Origin of the sequence: Paenibacillus mendelii (assembly GCF_024498075.1) — a bacterium.
GTDB lineage: Bacteria > Bacillota > Bacilli > Paenibacillales > Paenibacillaceae > Paenibacillus_Z > Paenibacillus_Z mendelii.
Genome location: NZ_JANHOF010000002.1, coordinates 350,258 through 368,805, shown reverse-complemented (window position 1 = coordinate 368,805; position 18,548 = coordinate 350,258). Strand labels below are relative to the sequence as shown.

The window sequence follows — 18,548 nt, the reverse complement described above, 5'->3', positions numbered from 1 at the left end:
AGCATGACCGAACAACAAGCACAAGTACCGGGCGCAGACGATGCGCTCGTTCTGATCGAGAGACTTGTCCGATTTGCTCTTCAGCGGGGCTTGCTGGGGGAACTCGATACTTATGCAGCGCGCAATGCGCTGCTTGATCTGTTTCATTTCACGGAAGCGTATGAAGGGGAGACGCTGGAAGATGAACGTCTGGAGAGCGCCGTGGAGCTGCTTGAACCCCTCCTCGATTATGGCGTTTCCATCGGGCTTATTCCCGACAATACGTCGACGTCCCGCGATCTGCTGGATGCTCGCATAATGGGTCTGCTAATGCCCCGCCCTTCAGAGGCAGCCGCCCAATTCTGGCGTGTCGCACAATCGGAGGGCGCGGCGAAAGCGACCGATGCTTTCTATACATTAAGTATAGATTCGAACTACATCCGGATGGACCGGATTCGGAAGAATCAATATTGGCAGCAGCCGACGGAGTACGGCAATCTGGAGATAACCGTTAACCTGTCGAAGCCGGAGAAAGACCCAAGGGAAATTGCCCGGTTGAAGACGCTGGCTCCAAGCTATTACCCGAAATGCCTGCTCTGTGTCGATAACGTAGGCTACGCTGGACGCGCGGATCATCCGGCGCGCCAAAATCTGCGTGTCGTTCCGTTAACGCTGCATGGCGAGACGTGGTATCTGCAATACTCGCCGTATGTATACTACAACGAGCACAGTATTGTATTCCATGGCAAGCATGTGCCGATGAAGATTTCAGTGGACACGTTCGCTCGTCTCCTTGATTTTGTCGATGAGTTTCCGCATTACTTTATTGGCTCTAACGCGGATTTGCCGATCGTCGGCGGCTCCATTCTGAATCACGATCACTTTCAGGCAGGACGTCATACCTTCCCCATGGAAACCGCGAAGGCGGAAGTGGTATATACGGATTCGGAGAAGCCGGGAATCCGATACAGCATCGTGGCATGGCCAATGTCGGTCATACGCATGAACGGTACGAATAAACAGGACATGCTTGCAGGGGCGGGCCGGCTATTGAAGGCTTGGCGTGCGTACAGCGATCATTCGGCGGATATAGAAGCATTCACGGAGAAGGATGGCATGCGCGTGCCGCATAACACCGTAACGCCGATCGCGCGCGTTAACGCAAGCGGCGAATATGAGCTTGATCTCGTTCTGCGCAATAATCGTACAAGCGTCGCCCATCCGGACGGGATCTTCCATCCCCATGCGCATCTGCATCATATTAAGAAAGAAAATATCGGGCTGATCGAGGTTATGGGGCTGGCGGTGCTTCCCGGAAGGCTGAAGACCGAGCTGGAAGACATCGCGGGATTCCTGTCGGGCGCCGCTGCATTCCACGAGAAAGAGGTTCAAGCCGGTCCGCTCAGCAAGCATGCCAGCTGGATTCAAGATATGATTCGAGAGCATGGAACCGCATTGACGGAAGAACAGGCGGCGAATGTGCTGCGGGATGAAGTAGGCCGCAAATTTCTGGATGTGCTTAAGGATGCCGGCGTCTATAAGCGCACGCCGGAAGGAAGAGCGGCGTTCGACCGGTTCCTTCGCTCCATCGGTTTAACCGCTCAATTATCATCCGCCCGGTAAGATTATTATGATTCCAAGCAATGAGAACTTGGGTCCAGTAGATCCCTTCGCTAACCGCATCCTGCGGCTTAACGAGGGGATTTTTTGGTTTGAGAACCGGACGGTCTCTGCCGCTTCCGTGAATTCTGGAATACCGATATGATTATAAAAAATATGGTATTTTTTTATAATTAATAAAGGGTTATAATAGAAGCTATCGAATTAGTATTTGACTACTTTACTCGAATAGTTGGAGGGGTTAGACGTGTCTTTGCCGATCATGCCGCTGGACGATTTTTTGAAACTAACGACAGATGAACAGGTAGACAAGCTGAAACAATACAAGATGGATTACACATTGAAGGATATCCGCGACGTATGGGGCTTCAAGCATTCGGCCCAGTACTATATGCTTCTGAAGAAGCTGCGTATCTATGAGCGTGTAGTGAACAAGTCGGATAAGTTCTTTCCCGAGCAGCTCCTTTCCTCGCGCGGCGGTGCGGTACCGCTTCCAACTTATTCGTATGCCATAAATGAGCGTAGAGCTCCTGCCGATCAATTTGGTTATGAACTGAACGTGACGCTGAGCGGTCCCGAGCTTGCGGACAAGCTGGAACGATTGGCTCACTTTTTGAAGGGAGAGCAGAAGGAGGTCACGATCAAGCTGTCCATCTCGGCAGATACGCCGGAGGGCGCAGGCTTGCGGGACCAATCGAATGACGAGGCACTGTAGCCTTATCTAACAATAAAGCATCTCCAGTCATAGATAAACAAAAAACCGGCTCCCGTGGGACCGGTTTTTTGTTTGGAAATCAAACCAAGATTACAACTAAAACGTTTTGTATGGATGATCATGTCGGTTAATGTAACTAAATGCTATTTACTGTAATACAATGTTAATTTTTATGAGTGAAAATTAATCCTTATTGCGCAGCTGACCCAATTCAGAAACGAGCGCTTCTACTTCGCTGATGCTGAACTTTTCCTTGTCGGCTACTACGTCATACAATTCTTTAATCTCCTCGTAACGAGCGATATCGAAGTGCGAAGCTTGCATAGCAGCGGCTGATGCCATGCGCAGCTTGGTTTTAATGGCATCGATCATGTACTCGACATTGTCAAGCGTAGGTTCGTTTAAGTTTTTCATCGCCGGCTCCTCCTTCCTGACCTGTATAAGCTGTACGTATTGTACCACGCATAGAGGCCTGCCGCCACTTTGCTTTCATTTGAAGCCATCCTGCGAAATCGGGTACAATTATAGAATGTGAAAGGGGCTATGATACGGGTGAGAAGCCGAATGAAATCGAATCGTAATGCGGGCAGCGAAGCCGTACCCTGGCAGCGAGCGGATGCGGCAGGATTGGGCAGGTTTTTATTGCAGACTGCTGCCAGCCATCCGGACCGTTCTTCACTTGTTGTCGTCTGTATCGGTACGGACCGTTCCACGGGCGACTCGTTCGGTCCTTGGATCGGAACGATGCTTCAGGAACGAGGCTGGGCGAATGTTATTGGAACACTGGGCCAACCATGCGATGCCGATCATTATGAAGCAGCTGTCGCCGGTATACTGCCTGGCCATACTGTCATCGCGATCGATGCTTGCCTGGGCAAGCCGGGGGGAGTCGGCGGCTTTCTTGTTGCGGAGGGCCCGCTGTATCCGGCACAGGCAACAGGTAAGCGCCTGCCCCCGATTGGACATTATAGTATAGCGGGTGTGGTAGCGCCATACAGCGCCAGGTCATACTGGAGCTTGCAGCGTGCATCGCTCCGCGAAATAATCACGATGGCGGGGCAGGCGGCTGATGCATTATGCATGGCATGGCCTGAACATGGACAAGACTCCTTGGATCAAATCGATTCCGCCGGTTCTATGGAAGCATCCCCGCTGACGCCGCTTCTTCGATTCATGATGAAGGATTGACGGTGAAGAAGTGGATATCATGGAATGGAAAGGATGATCACAATGAAGAAGATATCACTTGCTAATAATAAGGTTACGCTGCTCAACGGACTTGAAGCGGCTTATTACGATTCAGGAGATATGGATGGAATTATGCCGAAGGGGACGGCTGTCATTCTGCTGCATGGCTACTGCGGAAGCTCGGCTTATTGGGAGAAGATCCTTCCGGCATTGCACAATCTCGGACGCATCGTTATACCCGATCTTCGCGGACACGGACTTAGCTCGGCGCCGGATGAGGAGTCATACGCTATGGAGACGTTTGCCGAGGATCTGGGGCTGCTTGCCGGAGAGCTTCGCATCGATAAAATCTGCTTATTCGGCCACTCGCTTGGCGGGTATGCGGCGCTTGCATATGCGGAGAAGAATGACGGCCGCTTGAAGACGCTGGGACTTGTGCATTCCACCGCGCTGCCTGATGGCGCCGAAGCAAAGCAGAACCGGGATAAAGCCGTTCAGGCCATCCAAGCGGAGGGCATCGAACCATTCGTGGATGGTCTTGTTCCCAAGCTGTTTGCTCCCCATAATCGAGAGGAGATGAAGGCGGCGATCGAGCGTGTTATGGAAATCGGCTACGGCACAAACGCGGCAGGGGCAGCGGCGACAGCGCGCGGAATGAAGAATCGGGCTGACCGGAGCAGCGTTCTCGAGGGGCTGGGGCTCCCAAGACTTCTCATTGCCGGCTCGGAGGACGGTGTCATTCCTGCTGAGAAGACGTTCACGGCAGAAGGTGCCGACGTCTCCCAAGTGCTGTTAGACGGCTGCGGTCATATGAGTATGCTGGAGTCGCCGGGGGAGCTTGCAAGCCGGATCGTCGCGTTCGTTCGCCATCAATTCGTGAAATAGGTATAGGCACAGGTTTGAGGGAGAGGAGCTTGTCATGTTTCAACGGGATTATTTTATGCGGATGATTGAACAAATGAGCGTTGTCGTCGGACAAGTGATGGGACTGCGCAGGGAACGCAAGCAGGAAGAGGCGCTTCTTGTCATCGACGAATTGCTTGATCGGGAATTCCGGCTGAACGCCAAGCTGATCCGGTCGTTGTCGGATCGCGATCTAATCGCGATGATGACCAGGAACGGGATTGTCGAGACCGCTAATGTTTATGCCATAGCACGTCTATTGAAAGAAGAAGGCGACCTGCATGAAGAGCTGCAGCGTCCGGAGAGCAGTTATCCGTCACGGCTGAAGTCGCTTCATCTATTTATCCGATTGGCGCTGCTGGATGCCCCTTCCGTATTAAAGACGCCAACGGAGGAGGCGTTCGAGCTGCTTGCCGACCTCAAAGGATATGAACTGCCTGCGGAGACCAAGCAGCTGCTGCTGGAGTGGCATGAGGCGGAGAGAAGATATGATTTGGCTGAGAATGTGCTGTATGAGTTAATGGAGGACGACGTGCTGACGAAGGCGGACGCGGATGATTTTTATAGCCGCCTGCTGCTGCTGCCGGAGGAATCGTTGGAGGCTGGCGGGCTGCCGCGCGATGAAATCATCGACGGACGAAGACAGCTGTATGCTTAGAAAAGGGTAGGAGCGATCATATACGTATGGAACAATGGCAGAATGAATTACGGCAATGGATTGATCAGGGACAGCTGAAGCAAGCGACGTTCAGCCAGCTCAGGCGCAAGGATGGCGATACGCCGCCGAAGACGGCCATACGGCCGATCGAGCTGCGCGGCAGCTTGCACTACCAGCTTGAGTTTCATTACAAGACGAAAGTGACTCATGAGAATGTCCCGCAATCGGAGGCGGCGTCCCGGCTGATTGCGCTGCTCGAGGAGCATTACCGGCAGGCGCTGATTAAAACAGACGAGGCTGATGTTCAGCTGCTCTTCAACAAGAAAGGCAAGGCCTCGGTACTGCGCAAGCCATCCACGGCTAAGAAAACGAATGAGGTTCTTGCCCATAACCGACCGAAGCAATATGTCGTGCAGGAAGGCGAAGCGGCTCCTTTTCTCGTCGAGCTTGGCATTATGACGAAGGAAGGGCATGTCGCAGCCAAGAAGCAGGATAAATTCAGACAGATCAACCGCTTCCTGGAGATGGTGACCGACATACTGCCTCATCTGCCGGAGGACCGGGAAATAAAAATCGTGGACTTCGGCTGCGGCAAATCCTATTTGACTTTTGCACTCTATCATCTGCTCGCTGTTCAGCAGAAAAGGCAAATTTCCATTGTAGGGTTGGATTTGAAAGCGGATGTTATTGCTTTCTGCTCAGAGCTCGCACGCAAGCTCGGCTATGACCGTCTTACCTTCCAGGTCGGTGATATCGCGCAGTATGAGGAGCAGTCGCCGGTCGATATGGTCGTTACTCTCCATGCCTGTGATACGGCAACGGATGCCGCACTTGTGAAATCAGTGGGATGGGGAGCTTCGGTTATCTTATCGGTTCCCTGCTGCCAGCACGAGTTTTTCCGGCAAGTGGCCAACGAGGCCTTGAAACCTTTGTTGTCGCATGGACTGCTGAAGGAACGGTTCGCGGCGCTCGCAACCGATGCTGTGCGCGCTCAATTGCTGGAAGTGCTTGGATACAAGGTGCAGCTGCTGGAATTTATTGATCCGGAGCATACGCCGAAAAATATACTGATCCGTGCGACATTAGGCCCAAAGGCGGACACGGATCGCAAATGGGCCGAATATGTCGCTTTCAGGGATTCACTGCAACTTACGCCCTATTTGGAACGTGCTTTGTCCGATAAGCTGCCAACCCTCTGAAACCGGAGGAACAGCGCGAAGTGTCTTCTAGGAAGGGATATAGACATTGTCGAATAAACGCGGGGTATGATAGAATGAGAGAGCACGGATAGTCCCAGGATTTTTTTCGTAATATCAAGTCTGATAGGAATGATGATAGTGGGACTGATGACATGGATGGAATTAAGCCTCTTTCTCATTCTGTTCGCTTTATTCGTATACATATTCTTAAGTAATCATATCGTTCGGCTGCATAAAACATACTTGTTGTTCCACTTCTTCATGATGCTGTGGCCCTTCGGGCAGTTTGCCGTCCGCACGACAGACTATCCTCAGTTTCAACAAATTTACATCACCATATCGTTCGTCGGTATGTCCCTCTTAGGCTTTGGATGGTTCTTGTTCACGCTTACATTGACGGACCGTATTCAAGGCTTCACAGGCCGCTCGCTTGTCTATTTATCGCTGCCGGCCGTTCTTTCAGCAGTCAGTATCATATTTAATCCCGGCGGGGGTTTCGTGACATTCGAGAATTACAACGATGAACATCGGTTTGGTCCTCTCTTCTGGATCATGTTCGTCCAGCTGCTCGCATACGGAGTCTATTCGCTGGTGCTGCTGCTTAGGAGCCGCCACAGCGAGATACTCGCTCAAGAGAGGCCGAGGATCGCCAATGCGGTCACAGGCATTCTCATTCTTGTCGGCTTCGGACTGCTGGGAACCTTGGTGAATGTGGCGTTGGCGCCATGGCTGCCCCGAATACCCTATTTGATGTCACTTGGTACTGTCATGTCGGGGATTTATTTTGTTTTTGCCATTCAGCGTCATGGCATGTTCGATATCATTCAGTTCGCTCAGCAGGATGTGTTCGATACGATATCCGCGGGTATTATCGTTCTAGATGATCAAGATCATGTGCTGGAGCTGAATCGTTTCTTTCAACCGCAGCTGCAGCTTGAGCTTGGCAAGCGATTCGATATGGAGCACTTTCTGGCGAGTACGATGAACGGCGGCGGCAAAGAAGAGTTTCTGAGCGCCTACCGCTCACATCTTCCTGAAAGAGCACAGACCGAGATTACGATGCAGACCATTGGCGGCGAGGCTCACTTCGCGCTGAATGCGGCGCCGATCCTGGTGAACAAGAAAATGATCGGGAGAGTTATCACCTTACAAGACGTGACGGAGCTAAGAAGCCTTGTCGCGGAAACCCATTCGAAGAATGAAGCGCTGCGTGACCGTAATCGGGCGTTGATCCTGATGCAGGATGAGCTGTTTCAAGCGAATCGCAAGCTCGAGCAGATGGCGATAACCGACAGTTTAACCGGATGCTACAACCGGCGCTATCTGATGCTGCAGCTGGAGCATGAAGTTGCGACTAACATTCGTTACGGGATTCCGTTCGCGATCTTCTTGTTCGATATTGATTTGTTCAAGAAGGTTAACGATACGTATGGACACTTGGTCGGAGATGAGGTTATTCGGTTAACGGCCAAAGTCGTTAAGGATGCGCTTAGAAAAACCGATATTCTGGCGCGTTACGGAGGGGAAGAATTTACGGTCTATTTGCCGCATACGAACCGCGAACAAGCAGAGATGCTGGCAAACCGCATTCGATCGGCAGTTGAACGCCATGAATACCGCATAGGGAAACAGGGGGAGACGATCCACATCACCATCAGTATGGGGATGATGGCCGTGGAAGGACAACCCGGGCAGAATCTGGACGATCCCAAGCTATTCCTGAGGGATCTGTTCGCTAAAGCGGATGCCGCGTTGTACAGAGCCAAGGAAGACGGGCGCAATCGAATTGTGAACATGTAGGAAGCAGCGGAATTCATCAAAATTCCGACTTGCGGACAGCAACCGATGCAGTCGTATACCTTCAGTAAACCATTAAAGGCGGCGTAACAATGAGAAAAGCAAATATTCTTTCGGTAAAACCTGGGGATAGGTTGGCTCGACCCGTGTTTCGAGAGGACGGCAATATTCTTCTTGGCGCCGGAGTGGAGTTGAACGATCGGTTTATTGAACGGTTAACCATGATCGGAATCGATGCGCTCTACATTGATGACCCCTTGACAGGCGATCTCGAGCCGACGACAGCCATTCAAGACACGACCCGCCAGAAAGCGACGGAAGCCATCTACAAAACGATGACGACTCTGATGGATCAGCCGAGTCTGAAGGGAAGGACGATCGCGCCGGAGCTTGGCAGGACGTTCCGGAATGTCTTTTCTCAGATGCTTCAAGATCTGATTACACGCGAAGACGTCATGGTCAGCTTGACGAATATCCAGGCCACAGATGCTTACCTGTTCCAGCATTCGGTCAATGTTGCCATATTATCGGGCATCATGGGGCTTGCCAAGGGCTATAACAGACAGCAGCTCGAAGAGCTTGGTATGGGAGCCCTCTTATTCGATGTCGGGATGACCAAGCTGCCGAAAAACCTGCTGAATAAGAAAGCCGCATTGACTCTGGATGAGCGTCTTATCATGGAGAAGCATACGGAAGAGGGCTTCAACATCATACGGGCACAGCATGATATCTCATTGCTATCCGCCCACTGCGCTTTCCAGCATCACGAGCGGTATGATGGTTCCGGTTATCCGCGGCGGCTAAAGGCGGACGCGATTCATGAATACGCTCAAATCGTGGGGCTTGCCGACGTTTATGACGCATTGACATCTCCGCGGCCGCATCGAAGGCGGTATACGCCGACGGAAGCGATCGAGTTTTTATTTGCCGCCGGCAACACCTATTTCGATCTGGATCTGATCAAGACGTTCTGCAAACATATTTCGATCTATCCTGTAGCGACTACGGTGCTGCTCAGCTCAGGTCAGGTGGCAGTCGTGTCGGCGAATAATCCGCTTGCCGTTCATCGACCAACTGTGCGGGTGCTGAGGGAGGCCGATGGCAAGCCTCCGGAATCGACCTATGAAATCGACTTGAAGGACACGCTCAGCTTATTGATCGTGAAGGAAATCTAGCGATAATGCGTTATGTACCATGCACGATCCCAATAAGACAATTGAAAGAACGAAAAGGCAAACTTGTCGAAAGGCAAGGACGCAAAGCTATAGGGTCTAATGTTCCTGCTTCGGGACGAAGATAGCCTGGCTGCCGAAACGAGACGCCCGTAATCGGGTGGTTATAACGGCTCCGGATGCAGGATGCTTTTTTTGTTTTTTATGAACAAAATAATCGCCCTGTATGGGTTGAAACGAAATCACACCGCCGCGGACCTGCTTCATGGTCTCATGCTGAGCGCGTGAAGGGAGAACGGCATGACCAATCAAGCGGGGTCCAGTGGGACCGGATGGTACGGAATGGTGAATACGAGCTTTCCGCTCAAAGCGCTTCTGCACAGCCGAACGGTAGTGGAGAAGGACGGATATGTGTCGACAGGAGTATTAACGCATATAGAGGGCGATATGCTGGAAGTGGAGATGACGGAATTCAAGAACTTTGAGCTGGGCAATCCGGTTCATCTTACGGTATATTCGCCTGTGGGCATCCATCGCGTTCAATCGACCATCATTGGCAAGGCGGAAGGCTCACTGGCGGTTTTGTTTCCGCCCCGGGCTTTCAGCGGGTTGGAGGAGAAGCGGGAATCGACGCGTGTGGAAATGCTGATAAACGGATCATTCCGCAATGTGCTCAGACGGCAGATCCAGACGAGTGAAGGCTCTGAGATCTTGGAGGTTGAAGAGTGGATCGAGTTTACGGTCCGGAACGCCAGTCTAGCAGGTCTTGGCTTTGAAGTCATAAGCGGCCCTCAGCTGCATCCGGCAGATAAGGTGGAGGCCATTGTGAAGACGGGCTTCGATTTGCACTGTACGTTAGAAATCGTTCACAGCAAATCCGGCGGGGACCATACATTCTACGGGGCTCGGTTTGAAGAGCTGGGCGAACAGGAGCGAAGAGCGCTCCGGGCGTTCTTGCTGCGGGAGCAGATCGCTGTGTACTACCGGATGAAGCAAATCAAGTAGGCTATCCGCCATTGGCGCATGCTGCCTCATATAGGATGCAAAAAAACCTTCCGTTCCACAGTATAGATATTGTGGGAATGAAGGTTCTTTTGCGTAGGGTATGGAATTCTCTCACGCCAAATTAGATATCGCGGCGGAGCGCCCGCAGCACATCGATACGCGTGGCTCTTGCAGCCGGACGCATACCGGACAAGACGGCAACGCCAAGACTGATACCGACACTGACGAGTGAGAGCGAGAGTGGAATGTAGGTGAATGTAAAGCCTTCCGGCGCTTTTCCGTCCAGCACCGATTCAATGATAGGCGGAACGACGGCATTGATGAGCGCGCTCAGCCCATAAGCGACAGCCAGTCCGATCAAGGCGCCAAACAGTCCGATGCCGAAGCTTTCCATCAGAAAGATGCTGCGGATCGTCTTCGGATTTGCGCCGATCGCTTTCATAATCCCGATGTCTTGAGAACGCTCGGTTACGGCCATGGTCATGGTGTTATAGATGCCGATGGAAGCAATTAAGACAGCGATTGTGCCCACGAACACAAGCCCGATCTTCATGATGAGAAACACAAGATCCATCTCCTTGATGGAATCGGCGACAGAATAGAGCTGATAGCCCTCATCCCGCAATGCTTTGGACAGCGTGGTCACATGATTGGCGCTATCGGCGTACACTTTGACATTAGGATTGGCTTCGAAGCCTTTATGGAAGAGTTGGCTCTGTATCGAATCATCGAGATAGAGATCGGTTGACTGGACCCATTCCTTATCGGGCTTCAGCATCAGACCGACAATGGTCAGCTTGACCGTGCCCAGCGGTTCTTCCTTCTCGGTCTTGGGGTTGTACCCGGTCACATTGAAGCTCACTTGTTTGCCAAGCAGAGAATTTGGATAAGCCTCAGAAGAACCGTCCTTCAACAAATGTTCGGCAAAATGGTAACCGACGATGGCTTCAGCCCCGCTCGTTGGCATCCGGCCTTCGGAAAGCTGCAGACCTGCCTTCGTTTCTTCCTCGAAATTGGTGACGATGCCGGTAGGGCTGGTTTTATAACCATCCAGCGTGACCTCGCCCTGCGTAAAGCGCTGTGCAGTCACGGCTTTAACATGGTCCAGTTTTTTGAATCGGTCTACGTCGGCTTGCTTGATCGCCTCATGGGTGTCGCCATTCATTTTACTGTGAATTTGAATCTCGGTTAGTGTTTGGCCCTGCATCATCTCGTCCACGAGACTGCGCTGAAGACCGAATGCAACGGATGCGATCATCATCAGGAACGTGCAGCCCATAGCGGTAGCAAGCACGGTCATGAAGATACGCGATTTGTTTTTCGCCATATTTTGCTTGACGAAACGAAGCTTGTCGCTTGTTTTCACGGCTTCACTACCTCCAATTTGCGGTATTCATTCGGTGTCCCTGCCGGGCTAACAAGCTGCCCGTCCTCGATCCGCATCGTTCGGTTTCCGATCGAGGCTACTTTATCGTCATGTGTAATAATGAGCAGTGTAATGCCATGCTCGCGGTTCAACGATTGCAGCAGCTGCAGCAGCTGCTCCTCGTTCTCGCTGTCCAAACTGCCTGTCGGCTCATCGGCGAGCAGCACGGGCGGGTTCAGAATGAGCGAACGGGCAATGCCGACGCGCTGCTGCTGACCGCCGGACAGCTCGCTCGGGTAATGGTCGGCATAGGCTGCGATGCCCAGCTTCTCCAGAAGCTCCGTCGTTTGTTTGCGCCGGTTCTCCGCCGGCACGCCTTGAAGAACGAGCGGCAGCTCTGTGTTCTCGAAGGCGGTCATGCTCGGAATCAGCTGAAAGTTCTGGAACACAAAGCCCAAGTAACGCCTGCGGAAGTCGGCCCACTGGCCTTCTCCGTAGTCGGTTACATCCTGGCCTGCGATGGTGACGCGACCGTTTGTCGGGCGGATAAAGCCTGACGCAATATGAAGCAGCGTTGACTTGCCGGATCCGCTTCGCCCGATGAGGGTGACGATTTCGCCTTGGCGGATCGTCAGATCGATCCCGCGCAGGACCGGTACCCGGCGCTCATTGCCTTTGCGGCCGAGCGTAAACGCATGTTCGATTTGACGTAATTCAATCATAACAATAACCTCCGTATATCGTATTGCCTGTGTATGAGCGGCAGGGCTGCAGCGGGTATTTCGCCGCCCGGGTGGCGACCGCTGCTCTATGTGAACATAACGAACGCTGGCTGAAAAAAGTTTTGAAAATGGTGTTTCACTAAGGTTCGATAGCGCATGCGGGCTATGATACAATCGGTAAATACAAGAAGAAACGGCATGAGCCGGCCTTGGCGGTGAAGCTGGTTGCCGCGCTTAGACGTTCTTGGAAAGATGTACGTGTGAAACTTATCAATTCGTAATGAAAGTATAGGGGAATTTTACGTTCAGGAGGTGCTGGGATGCCCGGCGCTATTGCCGTAACGGCCGCATGTTGTTGTGCCATCGTTCTTATTGTTTCATCGTACCGGAACGGCATGTTTTTTGATGTATCGTTCTACCGCTGGGAGTGGTTATTGGCTATAGCCGCGCTTGTCTCGATGCTGCTTGCGCCTATTCTTCGCCTGAGACAAAAGGGGCCGGGTGCAGACGCCGCCAGATCTGAGCTTTTGGCGGGGGATCGGGGCGCAGGGCTTGGCAGCAAGCTTCAGCCATCAGCGAACAGGGGGGGATCGCCCCGGACCCAAAGCAATGCTGCGCCATGGAGGGTTGTTCCCGCCGCCGCTTATGGACCGCTTGCCATTGCATTGATGTATGCATCTCAGCTTGCCTTCGAACCGGTATCGGTCAACGGTACGATCGAACAAGCCCTTCGCTGGTCAGCGTACGGGGCATTCCTGTGGAGCCTCTTCTTCTGGCTCCGGCCGCCGGCCGGGCGGATCTGGCTTGCAGCCGCACTGCAGGCCGCAGGCGCTTTTGTTCTATGGGGCGCACTGGCGGGATGGATGGGGTGGAGTTCGTTTCCGGACATTATTATGGTAACGGGCGATGAACAGCTGTCGGGCACGGGTGCCCGGCTTGCCGGGTTCTTTCAATACCCGAATATGCTCGCCGCTGTGGCAGGGGCGTATCTGGTCTGGCAATGGCAGCTGCTTGTGCGCAGCAGCTCTTGGCTTGCGCTTGGGGCGGCGGCTGTTCAGGCGGTTCCAGCGGCGCTCGTGCTGCTGCTGACCGAATCGCGCGGCGCTTGGCTGGCCGCGGCGATCGGCTGGATGGCGGGCTTGCTGCTCCTTGGACGCCAAGCGCGAACGGGGTGGCTGCTGTACAGCGGCTGGACGCTGCTTGCGGCAGGCGCGGCATATCGGCTCTTGCTCCCGGCGGGCTTCCATCAGGGGGCCGGCAGCCCGCTTGGATCGGAGCTCATCGAGGGGGCCGTGCTGGCTGCCGCGGTACTCGCATCCTTCTTCGTGATGACCTGTATTCGTCTCTGGTTGAACCGCGGGCTTGGCCGGCGGGAGCATCTTATTTCGTGGGGCGGCTGGGCGGTGAGCGTCATGATTACGCTGCTTCTGCTTGCAGAGGCCGTTCAGGGAAGGGTGAGCGGCAACTTCCAGACGGCCGGCTCGCGAATGCTGTTCTATAAGGATGCCCTTAAGCTGTTCATGGACAAGCCGTTATTTGGACGCGGGGGTGACACCTGGCAGATGATGTTTACGCAGGTGCAATCGCAGCCCTATGTGGGCAGTGAGGTGCACAGCGGGTATTTGGAGCTGCTGCTGGATCTCGGTCTTGCCGGAACGGCGATTTTTGCGGTCATGCTGGGCGTGCTGCTGCTGCGCGTATTCCGGCATAATCGGGCCGGACTTATTCCGCTTTCCGTATTGCTTCTGCATGCCGCTGTTGATTTTGATATGTCATACGGCTTCTATTGGCTTCTCGTCTTTGGGTGGATCGCTCTATATAGCATAGAGGGGGCGCGGCCGGCCGAGGCTGCCGCGGATGAAGGAACCGTGCCGCCGGCGAAGCGGCTGCGAACGGCGGTGCGGGCCGCCGGCGCGGTGACGGCGGCCATGATCTTCGCTGCGGCCGCTGCCACCGGCTGGCAGCTGGACCGCGCCGCGCAGCACCGCGCATCGGCCATCGCCGCTGGCGGCGATGCGCGTGCAGCTGCGCTGCGCGCTGCGCTCGAGGCGAATCCGCATTGGACGCGGATTCGTATCGAGCTTGCGCCCTTAGCCCCGCCGCAGGAACGGGCGGGGCTGCTGGCGGCCGGACTACGCGACGAGCCGCAGTCCGTGCCGCTGCTGTGGGCGCTCGGCACCGAGGCGGCCGAGCGGGGGGACGTCCCGCAGGCGGCGGCGCATATGCGCCTCGCGCTGCGGTATGACCGGTTCGCCCGCGTCAAACAGACCGACGCGGTCATCGCCATGACCCGGCTCGCACAGTCCAAGCGAGCCGGGCATGACTACGCCGATGCGCGTCTGGCGGCGCAGACGGCGCTGGGCTTCTTCGACGCCTATGAAGCGCTCGGCCGCGAGTCTTATCAGGCGAACGGCCGCCGCTTCACGGTCACGGAAGAAGCGGCGGCGGCTGCCAAAGAGAGCAGGCGGCTGCTCGCCAGTCTTCCAGAGCAGTGAAAAATAGGTGGATGCACAGGTGGATTGTCCAATCCTTCGCTTCGTATGCGGCATATGCTGTTGCAAACGTGAAAGGAGCGATGAGCATGGCATCAACACGCGTGAGACCGAGGCTGCGTGTGCCTGGCACGGGAAGAGTGATCCGCAAGACAACATCGATTAAGCGGAGGTCCAAATCCGGGCCGATCCTCAGTCGACTGACGGTCGTCTGGGTACAGAACAACGGAGTGACCTTCAATACAACGGGCTTCTTTGCCCGTTTATTCAGAGGGAATACGCTCGTTTCGACGGCTTCCTTCGATAATTTTGGCGTGGTCCGTTTTGCGAATGTCAGAACATTGACCAACGCTACCTTCACCATTCGGGTATTCAGCGCATCAGGCGTTCTATTCCGGCAGCGTACGATTCCTGCGGGATCCGAAGCATTCGCCATCATCGGCTAATGCCGGTTAGCTATGGCGCACAGGCCGTCTAACTTACACGAACCCTCACCATTCGAAAACAGCAGCGCAGCTCTTCATCGGAGCTGCGCTGCTGTTCTTTTGTTGCGGTCCATAAAGTCGCATGCTGCCACATCTGATCATCCGCCGAATGCATCGCGGAATGCCGCGCGAAGCTTAATGGGATCAACGTTCCACAGCTCGGCGATTTCCGCGCTGACATTCTCGTCCCACCAGTCGGCGAGCAGACGACGGTTGCTGCGGTTTTCCCAGACCCACTGCGAATTCAATAAGACCTTGCGGTAATATAGCTTCTCGGCTTCCTGTCTCTTATCGTCCGGGATCCAGATACCGAGCCGCTTCGACGTCCGATACAGCTCGTTGTCGCAGGCGCGCCTGATTTTCCGCGCGCTCGGGTATTCCTCGGAATGCTTGCTGTGCGCAGTAGATTTCATCGTTACCGACTCCTCTCTACCCCCTATATATGCGTCCCGGGTAGAGGAGGTCACTGGCCAACGCGCTTCATACCGGCATTCGGACGGGCGGCTGTCATGTGACTATTGAACCTGGATATAACCGACCATGGGCGCGCTCTGATTCGTCTCCGTATGGGTCTGGCAGACGATAGGGAAGGTGCCCTTCGCTTCAGCCTTAAACCGAACGGTAGTCGTCTTTCCTTTCGTTACGACTCCCTTGATGCCCAATCCTTCAATCACGAAAGGATGAGAATTTCCATTCACGCCGGCGATGCGCAATTCGACCTGATCCCCTTGGTTCACGATAATTGTGCCGGGATCCCAGCGGTACACCTCGATTTTTGTGCCATCATCCGCACGGGCCTCGAATTCGCCGGTTACCAGATGAAAGACGCGGGTTTGCTCAGGGGCGCTCATAGCGGGCTTCGCCTGATTCCATTTGATGCAGGCTGCAGCGATGAGCACGACGAGGAGCAGGATGGAGAAGAGCCGGATTTGCCTTTTCGTCACCACAAAAATTTTGGACATAAAACGCCCACCTTCTTTCTTCTAATCAGTATCACAGCTAGTCTATGCACGGGCTTGTCTGCCGATGATAACGAATTCGAATTTGCCTGGTAAACCGTGAAGATGGTTGCGGAGCTCCTCCATTGGGGCTATGGATGGCATGTCTTGATGTGTGCTAGAATACCGATAGATAAAGAACGATCAAATACGGATGATTGGATGGGAGACGGAGAATGGATTGGATTCACAAGCTTCTTGACGATGTGCTGCTGTGGGTTGAAAGTTTAGGATATTTCGGCATAGTCATCGGATTGGCGATCGAAGTCATTCCAAGCGAGATCGTACTGGCATATGGCGGTTATTTGGTATTTCAAGGGAAAATCACGTTTCTCGGCGCAGTCATTTTTGGTACGATTGGCGCAGTTATTCAGCAGTGGATCTTATACGCGATCGGTCGTTATGCAGGTCGTCCATTCTTCGACAAATACGGTAAGTACATAAAGCTCAAGCAGAAGCATCTGGATACCTCGGAGCGCTGGTTTAAGCAATACGGCGCGGGTATCGTGTTCACGGCGCGGTTCGTCCCGGTTATGCGGCAGGCGATCTCGATCCCCGCAGGCATCGCGAGAATGAATTTCGGGTTATTTACGCTGTTGACGCTGATCGCCTCAATCCCATGGTCGATCTTGTTCGTTTACTTGGGTCGAACGCTCGGAGATCAATGGGAGAATATCGATGAGAAAGCAGCGCCCTACGTACAGCCGGCTATTCTTATCGCGATTGGTTTGCTGGTCGTTTATGTTCTGTTCAAGGTACTCCGGAAACGGGGAAAAACGTTATAATTTGGCGATCGGAAGCATCGTTTGGTACAATATAGAGGATCGTCTAGGTTTCACCATGAACGTTAATCCACAAAACTTTAAGTGTATGCTTACGAAGCGAGTTTTGTTGCGTAGAACACCAATGAAGCAAAGCTCCACAAAACTTTAAGCGTATGCTTACGAAGCGAGTTTTGTTGTGTAGAACACCAATGAAGCAAAGCTCCACAAAACTTTTAGGAGGCGTTTCCGATGAGCAAAAATTTGGCCAACAAGCTGAATAAGGGTATTAGCACCCAGCAATTTATCGATTCCTTTCAGAACAATAAAGAGACGTTCCTGAACTGGCAGAGCCAGTTCGAATGGCCGAGCGAGGATGACCGCGAATATTTCGAATCCATTAATAACCGCGACGACCTGCGCTGCCTGATTCTTGCAGCGGAATGGTGCGGAGACGTTGTCCGTAACCTGCCTGTCGTATTCAAAGCTCTTGAGGTTACCGGAATTCCGACGGAAATACTCGTTATGGAAGACCATTTGGAAACGATGGATGCGTTTTTGACCATGGGCGGCCGCGCGATTCCGATCGTGATCTTCACGGATACAGGCGGACATGTGCTCGGCCAATGGGGACCGCGTCCAAGCCACGTCCAGGAAGCGATGACGGCGTTCAAACTGGCGAACCCTGACCGTGACGCCGCGGATTACCAAGAGAAGCTTACTGAGACGCGTCAAGAGATGGGTCGCCGCTATGGCGAAGGCACGGGTTATCAAGCCATGATCGTGAAAGAGCTGCGCGAGCTGCTGTCGTCGCTGTAACGCCATGCTGAAGATAGAGACATTCACATTAGGACCGCTGCAAACGAACGCATACCTGATCACGGAAGAGACCGGCAAGCGCGGGATTATTATCGATCCCGGCATGGGACCCAAGCGATTGCTGGAGCGGATACGTGACGTGAAGATCGAGGCAATCGTGTTGACGCATGCCCATTTCGACCATATGGGCGGCGTCGATGAGGTACGCAAAGCCGCGGGCTGTCCCGTCTACCTGCACGATCTTGAAGCGGATTGGCTGACCGATGCGGCGAAGAACGGTTCGATGCGCTGGTCCGACGTCACCAAGCCGCTCACGACGGATCCGGCTGAGTTTGCGCTCGACGAGGGCCAGCAGCTGCAGCTGATAGGCCACACCTTTAAGGTGCTGCATACGCCAGGACATTCACCCGGCAGCGTAAGCTTACTGTGCGGCGAGCATCTCATAAGCGGTGATGTCCTGTTCCGCATGTCAGTGGGACGCACGGACTTGCCGGGCGGCCGGGAGCGCGATCTGTATGATTCGATTCGCAACAAGCTGTACAAGCTGGACGCGAATGTACGCGTGTATCCCGGACACGGTCCGCAGACGACAATCGGATTTGAGAAGGCAAACAACCCTTATGTGCCGGCTTAACCGGCCGCGTAAGGGTTCTCCTTATTGTATATCTT

Annotated in this window: 19 protein-coding genes and 1 riboswitch; of the genes, 14 read left to right on the top strand and 5 right to left on the bottom strand. The window is 53.7% G+C overall.

All coding sequences use genetic code 11. The features are described 5' to 3' along the window. The first annotated feature begins 3 nt into the window (after positions 1-3). Together NNL21_RS08935 and NNL21_RS08930 are read left to right on the top strand one after the other, a co-directional pair. Positions 4-1,602: a UDP-glucose--hexose-1-phosphate uridylyltransferase gene (locus tag NNL21_RS08935; protein ID WP_204817513.1), complete on the top strand. Its 1,599-nt coding sequence runs from the start codon at positions 4-6 to the stop codon at positions 1,600-1,602. Between the two features lie 244 nt (positions 1,603-1,846). Continuing rightward, the gene (locus NNL21_RS08930; protein ID WP_204817515.1) at positions 1,847-2,314 is read left to right on the top strand and encodes a hypothetical protein; all 468 of its coding nucleotides are present in this window, start codon (positions 1,847-1,849) and stop codon (positions 2,312-2,314) included. A 183-nt stretch (positions 2,315-2,497) separates the two neighbouring features. Here the strand turns inward: NNL21_RS08930 and NNL21_RS08925 are convergent, their stop codons facing one another. Beyond that, on the bottom strand, positions 2,498-2,728 hold the full coding sequence (locus NNL21_RS08925; RefSeq protein WP_204817516.1) for a DUF1128 domain-containing protein: 231 nt from the start codon (positions 2,726-2,728) through the stop codon (positions 2,498-2,500). A gap of 150 nt (positions 2,729-2,878) precedes the next feature. Here NNL21_RS08925 and yyaC point away from each other — a divergent pair, with 150 nt between their 5' ends. The 7 genes from yyaC (at position 2,879) to NNL21_RS08890 (ending at position 10,236) form a co-directional block, all read left to right on the top strand. Continuing rightward, on the top strand, positions 2,879-3,502 hold the full coding sequence (gene yyaC / locus NNL21_RS08920; protein WP_204817518.1) for a spore protease YyaC: 624 nt from the start codon (positions 2,879-2,881) through the stop codon (positions 3,500-3,502). A gap of 42 nt (positions 3,503-3,544) precedes the next feature. Beyond that, the gene (locus tag NNL21_RS08915; protein ID WP_204817521.1) at positions 3,545-4,387 is read left to right on the top strand and encodes an alpha/beta fold hydrolase; all 843 of its coding nucleotides are present in this window, start codon (positions 3,545-3,547) and stop codon (positions 4,385-4,387) included. 34 nt (positions 4,388-4,421) lie between these two features. Next, positions 4,422-5,063, top strand: coding sequence for a DUF6483 family protein (locus tag NNL21_RS08910; RefSeq protein WP_204817523.1), 642 nt, complete (start codon positions 4,422-4,424; stop codon positions 5,061-5,063). Positions 5,064-5,089: 26 nt separating this feature from the next. After that, positions 5,090-6,262 carry a class I SAM-dependent methyltransferase gene (locus NNL21_RS08905; RefSeq protein ID WP_204817525.1) on the top strand — a complete coding sequence of 391 codons (1,173 nt, stop codon included), beginning with the start codon at positions 5,090-5,092 and terminating at the stop codon, positions 6,260-6,262. A gap of 147 nt (positions 6,263-6,409) precedes the next feature. Continuing rightward, positions 6,410-8,062, top strand: coding sequence for a histidine kinase N-terminal 7TM domain-containing diguanylate cyclase (locus tag NNL21_RS08900; protein WP_204817939.1), 1,653 nt, complete (start codon positions 6,410-6,412; stop codon positions 8,060-8,062). An 89-nt stretch (positions 8,063-8,151) separates the two neighbouring features. Then, positions 8,152-9,234 (top strand): HD-GYP domain-containing protein, encoded by a 1,083-nt coding sequence (locus NNL21_RS08895; RefSeq protein ID WP_204817527.1) that lies wholly within the window; start codon positions 8,152-8,154, stop codon positions 9,232-9,234. Positions 9,235-9,280: 46 nt separating this feature from the next. Next, positions 9,281-9,372, top strand: a riboswitch (cyclic di-GMP riboswitch). A 159-nt stretch (positions 9,373-9,531) separates the two neighbouring features. Beyond that, positions 9,532-10,236: a PilZ domain-containing protein gene (locus NNL21_RS08890; protein WP_204817529.1), complete on the top strand. Its 705-nt coding sequence runs from the start codon at positions 9,532-9,534 to the stop codon at positions 10,234-10,236. A 121-nt stretch (positions 10,237-10,357) separates the two neighbouring features. Here NNL21_RS08890 and NNL21_RS08885 read toward each other — a convergent pair whose 3' ends face one another. Both NNL21_RS08885 and NNL21_RS08880 read right to left on the bottom strand, forming a co-directional pair. After that, positions 10,358-11,602: an ABC transporter permease gene (locus tag NNL21_RS08885; RefSeq protein ID WP_204817531.1), complete on the bottom strand. Its 1,245-nt coding sequence runs from the start codon at positions 11,600-11,602 to the stop codon at positions 10,358-10,360. Continuing rightward, positions 11,599-12,324, bottom strand: a complete 726-nt coding sequence (locus NNL21_RS08880; protein WP_204817532.1) for an ABC transporter ATP-binding protein — start codon at positions 12,322-12,324, stop codon at positions 11,599-11,601. The genes NNL21_RS08885 and NNL21_RS08880 overlap by 4 nt, the downstream gene beginning before the upstream one ends. 320 nt (positions 12,325-12,644) lie before the next feature. Between NNL21_RS08880 and NNL21_RS08875 the strand changes: the two genes are divergently transcribed. After that, a complete protein-coding gene (locus NNL21_RS08875) occupies positions 12,645-14,819 on the top strand; it encodes an O-antigen ligase family protein (protein ID WP_204817534.1) in 2,175 nt (724 codons plus the stop codon). Between the two features lie 86 nt (positions 14,820-14,905). Further along, positions 14,906-15,262: a hypothetical protein gene (locus tag NNL21_RS08870; protein ID WP_204817536.1), complete on the top strand. Its 357-nt coding sequence runs from the start codon at positions 14,906-14,908 to the stop codon at positions 15,260-15,262. Positions 15,263-15,399: 137 nt separating this feature from the next. Here the strand turns inward: NNL21_RS08870 and NNL21_RS08865 are convergent, their stop codons facing one another. Together NNL21_RS08865 and NNL21_RS08860 are read right to left on the bottom strand one after the other, a co-directional pair. Further along, positions 15,400-15,714, bottom strand: a complete 315-nt coding sequence (locus NNL21_RS08865) for a dehydrogenase (RefSeq protein WP_204817538.1) — start codon at positions 15,712-15,714, stop codon at positions 15,400-15,402. 102 nt (positions 15,715-15,816) lie between these two features. Beyond that, positions 15,817-16,263 (bottom strand): cupredoxin domain-containing protein, encoded by a 447-nt coding sequence (locus NNL21_RS08860; RefSeq protein ID WP_204817540.1) that lies wholly within the window; start codon positions 16,261-16,263, stop codon positions 15,817-15,819. Between the two features lie 212 nt (positions 16,264-16,475). Between NNL21_RS08860 and uptA the strand changes: the two genes are divergently transcribed. From uptA to NNL21_RS08845, 3 genes are all read left to right on the top strand, one after another. Next, entirely contained in the window at positions 16,476-17,084 is a 609-nt protein-coding gene (gene uptA, locus NNL21_RS08855; protein WP_204817542.1) for an undecaprenyl phosphate transporter UptA, read from the top strand. A gap of 228 nt (positions 17,085-17,312) precedes the next feature. Further along, a complete protein-coding gene (locus tag NNL21_RS08850; protein ID WP_204817544.1) occupies positions 17,313-17,879 on the top strand; it encodes a thioredoxin family protein in 567 nt (188 codons plus the stop codon). A gap of 4 nt (positions 17,880-17,883) precedes the next feature. Next, positions 17,884-18,513 carry an MBL fold metallo-hydrolase gene (locus NNL21_RS08845; RefSeq protein ID WP_204817546.1) on the top strand — a complete coding sequence of 210 codons (630 nt, stop codon included), beginning with the start codon at positions 17,884-17,886 and terminating at the stop codon, positions 18,511-18,513. The last annotated feature ends 35 nt before the right edge of the window (positions 18,514-18,548 follow it).